Genomic DNA, 4,550 nt, shown 5'->3' with positions numbered 1-4,550 from the left:
ACTAAGTCCCCCCCCGCCCCGATTGGTAAAACCCACACCTATACCCCCCCCGCCCCCGCCGCGGGCCGTCCGCAAACCCCCCCCCCCCCCCCCCGCGCGCCACCCCCCCCGCGCCGCGGAAGCGTCAATCCTGCTTGCCGAGGAATGACGGCCCTTCGCCGATGATCTTCTTGTCTTCCTTGCCGATGATTTCGAGATCGCGCCCCTCATAGGGCAGAGACGACAGGATGCGCCGCATGATCGCCAGCCGCGCGCGCCGCTTGTCATTGGCCCGTACGATGATCCACGGCGCGAATTCCTTGTGGGTGCGCTCGAACATTGTGTCGCGCACCTTGGTGTAGTCGTCCCACTTGGTGATGCCTGCAACGTCGATGGGGGAAAACTTCCAGCTCTTCAGCGGGCTGTAGCGGCGGTCGTGGAAGCGCTCGAGCTGCGTTTCCCGGCCGATGTTCAGCCAGAATTTGAAAAAGTGGATGCCCTCGTTGGAGATCATCCGTTCGAAATGCGGCGTCTCGTCGAGAAACTGCTCGTGCTGCTGCGGGGTGCAGAAACCCATCACCGGCTCGACACCGGCGCGGTTGTACCAGGACCGGTCGAAAGTGACGAATTCGCCTGAAGTCGGGAAGTGGTCGACATAGCGCTGGTAGTACCATTGACCAAGCTCGGTCGGGGTCGGCTTGGTCAGCGCCACGTTGCGTGCCGTGCGCGGATTGAGGTACTGGCGCACCACGAAGATCGTGCCGCCCTTGCCGGCAGCGTCGCGGCCCTCGAACAGCGCCATCACCCGTTTGCCGGTCGACTGCAGCCAGGCCTGCGCCTTGACCAGCTCGATCTGCAGCTTCTCGAGCATCTCGTCATACTCGTCGCTTTTCATCTTCTTGTCGTAGGGATAGCCGCCGGCGGTCAGCTTGTTGTCCTCGACCCAGTCGGGAAGCACGGGATTATCGATGTCGAACTCCCTCTCCTTGCCGCCGATCCTGATCTTCAGCGGCCCCGAAGTTGGCGCGGCGGGACTTTCCTTGGCTTTTTTCATCGAGACGAACCCTTTCCAGCTTCCGGACTCATGCTATGGGGAGCCACTACAGCGCCGCGCGTCCGTTTGGATGCGCAAAGGACGCTGTAGCACTTTTAATTTGCGCATGATCCTTTCCGAAAATCGATTCCCGATTTTCGGGGTCATGCGGCAAGCGGTCTGGTGGAAGTTTTCCGCCACCGTGCGACCGGGTGCGAAGACATTGGGGGGCAGGTCACGAGCGAATGGCTGACCTGGACACAGAGCAGAGAGGCGTCACGCAAACCATGGCCGCACGGCTGTGGAATAGCCGCTGGCTGCTTGCGGCCGGTATTGTTGCGGTTCTCGCTGTTTATGCCTTGGCCGGGATTTCAGCCTATGTCGTCCCCGCGGCGCTGCTGTTGCTGCTTGCAGCGGCAATACTGCCGACCGCCGGCGCGCGCCAATCCACCGGCAGCGGCGCTGCCATCGAGGCCATCGGCCTACGGCTCTCGGGTGAATATCTGGCCGCCGCCGTCGCCGATCCGCTGATCATCTTCGACCGGGCTGCCACCATCGTGCATGCCAACGCCGCCGCCTTCGCCGCTTTCGGTGGCATCGCGCCAGGCATGTCGCTGTCGCTGAAATTCCGGGCACCGGAGATGCAGACCCTGCTGGATGGCGTACTATCTGGTGATATCGCCTCCGATGTCGTCGACTACATGGAGAAGCTGCCGGTCGAACGTGCCTACCGGGTGAGTGTGTCCTCGGTCGGTCACGCCACCGATCTCTATGTGCTGGTGTTCAAGGACCAGAGCGAAACGCGCAGGATCGACCGCATGCGCGCCGATTTCATTGCCAATGCCAGCCATGAACTGCGCACGCCGCTCGCCTCAATCGCCGGCTTTATCGAAACGCTGCGCGGGCCAGCCCGCAACGACGCGGCGGCGCGCGACCAGTTTCTGCAGATCATGCAGAGCCAGACCGGTCGCATGGCGCGTCTGATCGACGATTTGTTGTCGCTGTCGCGGCTCGAGATGAAACCCTATCTGAAGCCGGGAACCGAGGTGGACCTGCGCCAGACAGTCGACAGCGTCATCGATTCGCTCGGACCGCTGGCCAGCGAAAACGCCGTTGCCATCGAGCGGCACTACGCCGATGGGCCGCTTCATGTGCCTGGCGATCGAGATGAGCTTTTCCAGGTTTTCGAGAACCTCCTGGAAAACGCCTGCAAATACGGGCAGTCTGGTGGGCGCGTGGTTGTATCCATAGCGCATGGCGATGCCGGATCAGAGCCGGGCATCGACGTGACGATCAGGGACTTTGGCCCCGGCATTCCCGAGGAGCACATTCCGCGCATTACCGAGCGCTTCTACCGCGTCGACGTCGAGACCAGCCGGACCCAGAAAGGCACCGGCCTCGGCCTGTCGATCGTCAAGCATATACTGACGCGCCACAACGCCCGGCTTTCGATCAAGTCCGAAGTCGGCAACGGCGCGGCATTCTCGGTTCATTTGCCGACGCACTGATATCGCCCTAATTCAAGGGGACTGTTTCTTTTTTCTGTCATCCGGCTAGCGTATCAGCGGGGATTCGAGGAAACGACTCAAAATCAAAACATCCCGTGGGAAGGCATTTTGCCATGCAGTCCGTGCACATCGTCAGCGCCTATGACGAGGAGTTGAAATATCTGTCGAAGCGCATCGCCGCGATGGGCGGCCATGCCGAGCGCATGGTCGAACAGGCGGTCGCCGCTCTCGTCAATGCCGACCCAGGCCTTGCCCAGAAGGTCGTCCGCGACGATACCGTACTGGACGAGGGCCAGCGCGAAATCGACGACAAGGCGATCATCATCATTGCCAAGCGTCAGCCGATGGCGGGGGATTTGCGCGAGATCGTCGGGACCATTCGCATCTCCGCCGACCTCGAACGGGTTGGCGATCTCGCCAAGAACGTTGCCAAGCGGGTGGTCGCCGTCACCGACGGACGCCAGCCAACCAGCCTGTTCCGCGGCCTCGAGGCTCTGTCCAACCTGGCGTTGACCCAGCTCAAGGAAGTGCTCGACGTCTACGCGTCTCGCTCGGTGGAGAAAATCGGCTTCGTGCGCGATCGTGACGACCAGATCGACGCCATGTACACATCGCTGTTTCGCGAATTGCTGACCTACATGATGGAAGATCCGCGCAACATCACGCCCTGCACGCATCTGCTGTTTTGCGCCAAGAACATCGAGCGTATCGGTGATCACGCCACCAACATAGCCGAGACCATCTACTACATCGTCACCGGCGATCAGTTGCCGGCTGAGCGGCCCAAGGGCGACAAGACCGACAAAATCAGCCTTTCCGGGACGCAGCCGCTGAAGTGAACGCGCCTCTCGAACCGTAATCCGATTTACGCTAAGCTTTCCGGGCTTTGCCTCTATCCTCGTCCGTGGATTTGCTCCGGGAGGTCGTGATGGAAAATGTTCGGAACCTGACCCCGGCGCCTGGGCCGACATCCGGCATTATCGCTTGCGGCGTCTACACGGCCGGGCGCCGCATCGCCGACATTCCCATCGAGGAAGCCGGCGAATGGGCAAAGAAATCCGGTCATGTCGTCTGGATCGGCCTATTGGAGCCCGACCGTAACCTGTTGCTGCGCGTCCAGGCGCAATTTCACCTGCATGAGCTGGCAATCGAGGATGCCGAGCACCCGCACCAGCGGCCGAAGATCGAGCAATATGGCGACGCCTTGTTCATCGTCGCTCGCACCGCGCAGCTGATCGACGGTCGGGTCACCTTCGGCGAGACCCATTTGTTTGTTGGCTCAGGCTACATCGTCAGCGTCAGGCACGGTCCTTCGACGTCCTATGCCGCCGTTCGGCAGCACTGGGAAAGCTGCCCGCACTCGCTGGCCAAGGGTGAGGATTTCGTCCTTTACGCCATTCTCGATTTCATCGTCGACAATTACATGCCGGTGCTCGAGCAGATCGAGGACGAGGTCGAGGCGATCGAGGACAAGGTTCTGCTGAAGCCGATGACCGCTCCCGACATCGAACGGCTCTATATGCTGCGCCGCGATCTCCTACGCCTGCGCAATGCCGCGCTTCCGCTGGTCGAAGTCTGCCGACGGCTGACCAGCGCCGAGCTGCCGCAGATACACACCGCCATGCATCCGCTGTTCCGCGACGTCACCGATCACATCCGCACCGTCCAGGAGAAGATCGACAGTCTGCGCGAGGTGCTGGCGTTCGCTTTCGAGGCGAGCTTGCTGGTCGGCCAGAGTCAGGAAACCGCGAACACCAAGAAGCTCGCCTCCTGGGCCGCAATCCTGGCGGTGCCGACGGCGCTCGCCGGCATCTACGGCATGAACTTCAGCGACATGCCGGAACTGAAGATGGAATACGGCTATCCGGTGGTGCTGGGCGCTATCGTGCTGATCTGCACGTTTCTCTACTGGCGGTTCAGGAAGAACGGGTGGCTGTGAGGGTAGGCAGTAGGCAGTAGGCAGTAGGCAGGAAGAAAAAGGCAGAAGGACGTAGGAATTATGCAATAGGCAGGATGCAGAACGCCAGTCT

Annotated in this window: 4 protein-coding genes; 3 read left to right on the top strand and 1 reads right to left on the bottom strand. The window is 61.3% G+C overall.

The genetic code is table 11. The features are described from left to right. Positions 1-124: 124 nt before the first annotated feature. On the bottom strand, positions 125-1,033 hold the full coding sequence (ppk2, locus tag NKI99_RS33435) for a polyphosphate kinase 2 (protein WP_023811346.1): 909 nt from the start codon (positions 1,031-1,033) through the stop codon (positions 125-127). Between the two features lie 224 nt (positions 1,034-1,257). Here ppk2 and NKI99_RS33430 point away from each other — a divergent pair, with 224 nt between their 5' ends. The 3 genes from NKI99_RS33430 to NKI99_RS33420 all read left to right on the top strand — a co-directional run bounded on the left by NKI99_RS33430 (position 1,258) and on the right by NKI99_RS33420 (position 4,459). Continuing rightward, positions 1,258-2,520: an ATP-binding protein gene (locus tag NKI99_RS33430; protein WP_352613704.1), complete on the top strand. Its 1,263-nt coding sequence runs from the start codon at positions 1,258-1,260 to the stop codon at positions 2,518-2,520. Between the two features lie 113 nt (positions 2,521-2,633). Then, on the top strand, positions 2,634-3,359 hold the full coding sequence (gene phoU, locus NKI99_RS33425) for a phosphate signaling complex protein PhoU (protein ID WP_023811344.1): 726 nt from the start codon (positions 2,634-2,636) through the stop codon (positions 3,357-3,359). Between the two features lie 89 nt (positions 3,360-3,448). Continuing rightward, entirely contained in the window at positions 3,449-4,459 is a 1,011-nt protein-coding gene (locus tag NKI99_RS33420) for a magnesium and cobalt transport protein CorA (RefSeq protein ID WP_023811343.1), read from the top strand. Positions 4,460-4,550 lie beyond the last annotated feature (91 nt).

Source organism: Mesorhizobium sp. M0239, from assembly GCF_040321815.1.
In the GTDB taxonomy this organism is placed as follows: Bacteria; Pseudomonadota; Alphaproteobacteria; order Rhizobiales; family Rhizobiaceae; genus Mesorhizobium.
The sequence above is the reverse complement of the archived record's forward strand: the minus strand, read 5'-3'. Positions and strand labels throughout refer to the sequence as shown.

What these genes read in the sequence shown, in the direction of transcription:
- NKI99_RS33420 (WP_023811343.1), top strand. Translation starts at nt 3,449, where the DNA reads ATGGAAAATGTTCGGAACCTGACCCCGGCGCCTGGGCCGACATCCGGC.
- phoU (WP_023811344.1), top strand. Translation starts at nt 2,634, where the DNA reads ATGCAGTCCGTGCACATCGTCAGCGCCTATGACGAGGAGTTGAAATAT.
- ppk2 (WP_023811346.1), bottom strand. Translation starts at nt 1,033, where the DNA reads ATGAAAAAAGCCAAGGAAAGTCCCGCCGCGCCAACTTCGGGGCCGCTG.
- NKI99_RS33430 (WP_352613704.1), top strand. Translation starts at nt 1,258, where the DNA reads ATGGCTGACCTGGACACAGAGCAGAGAGGCGTCACGCAAACCATGGCC.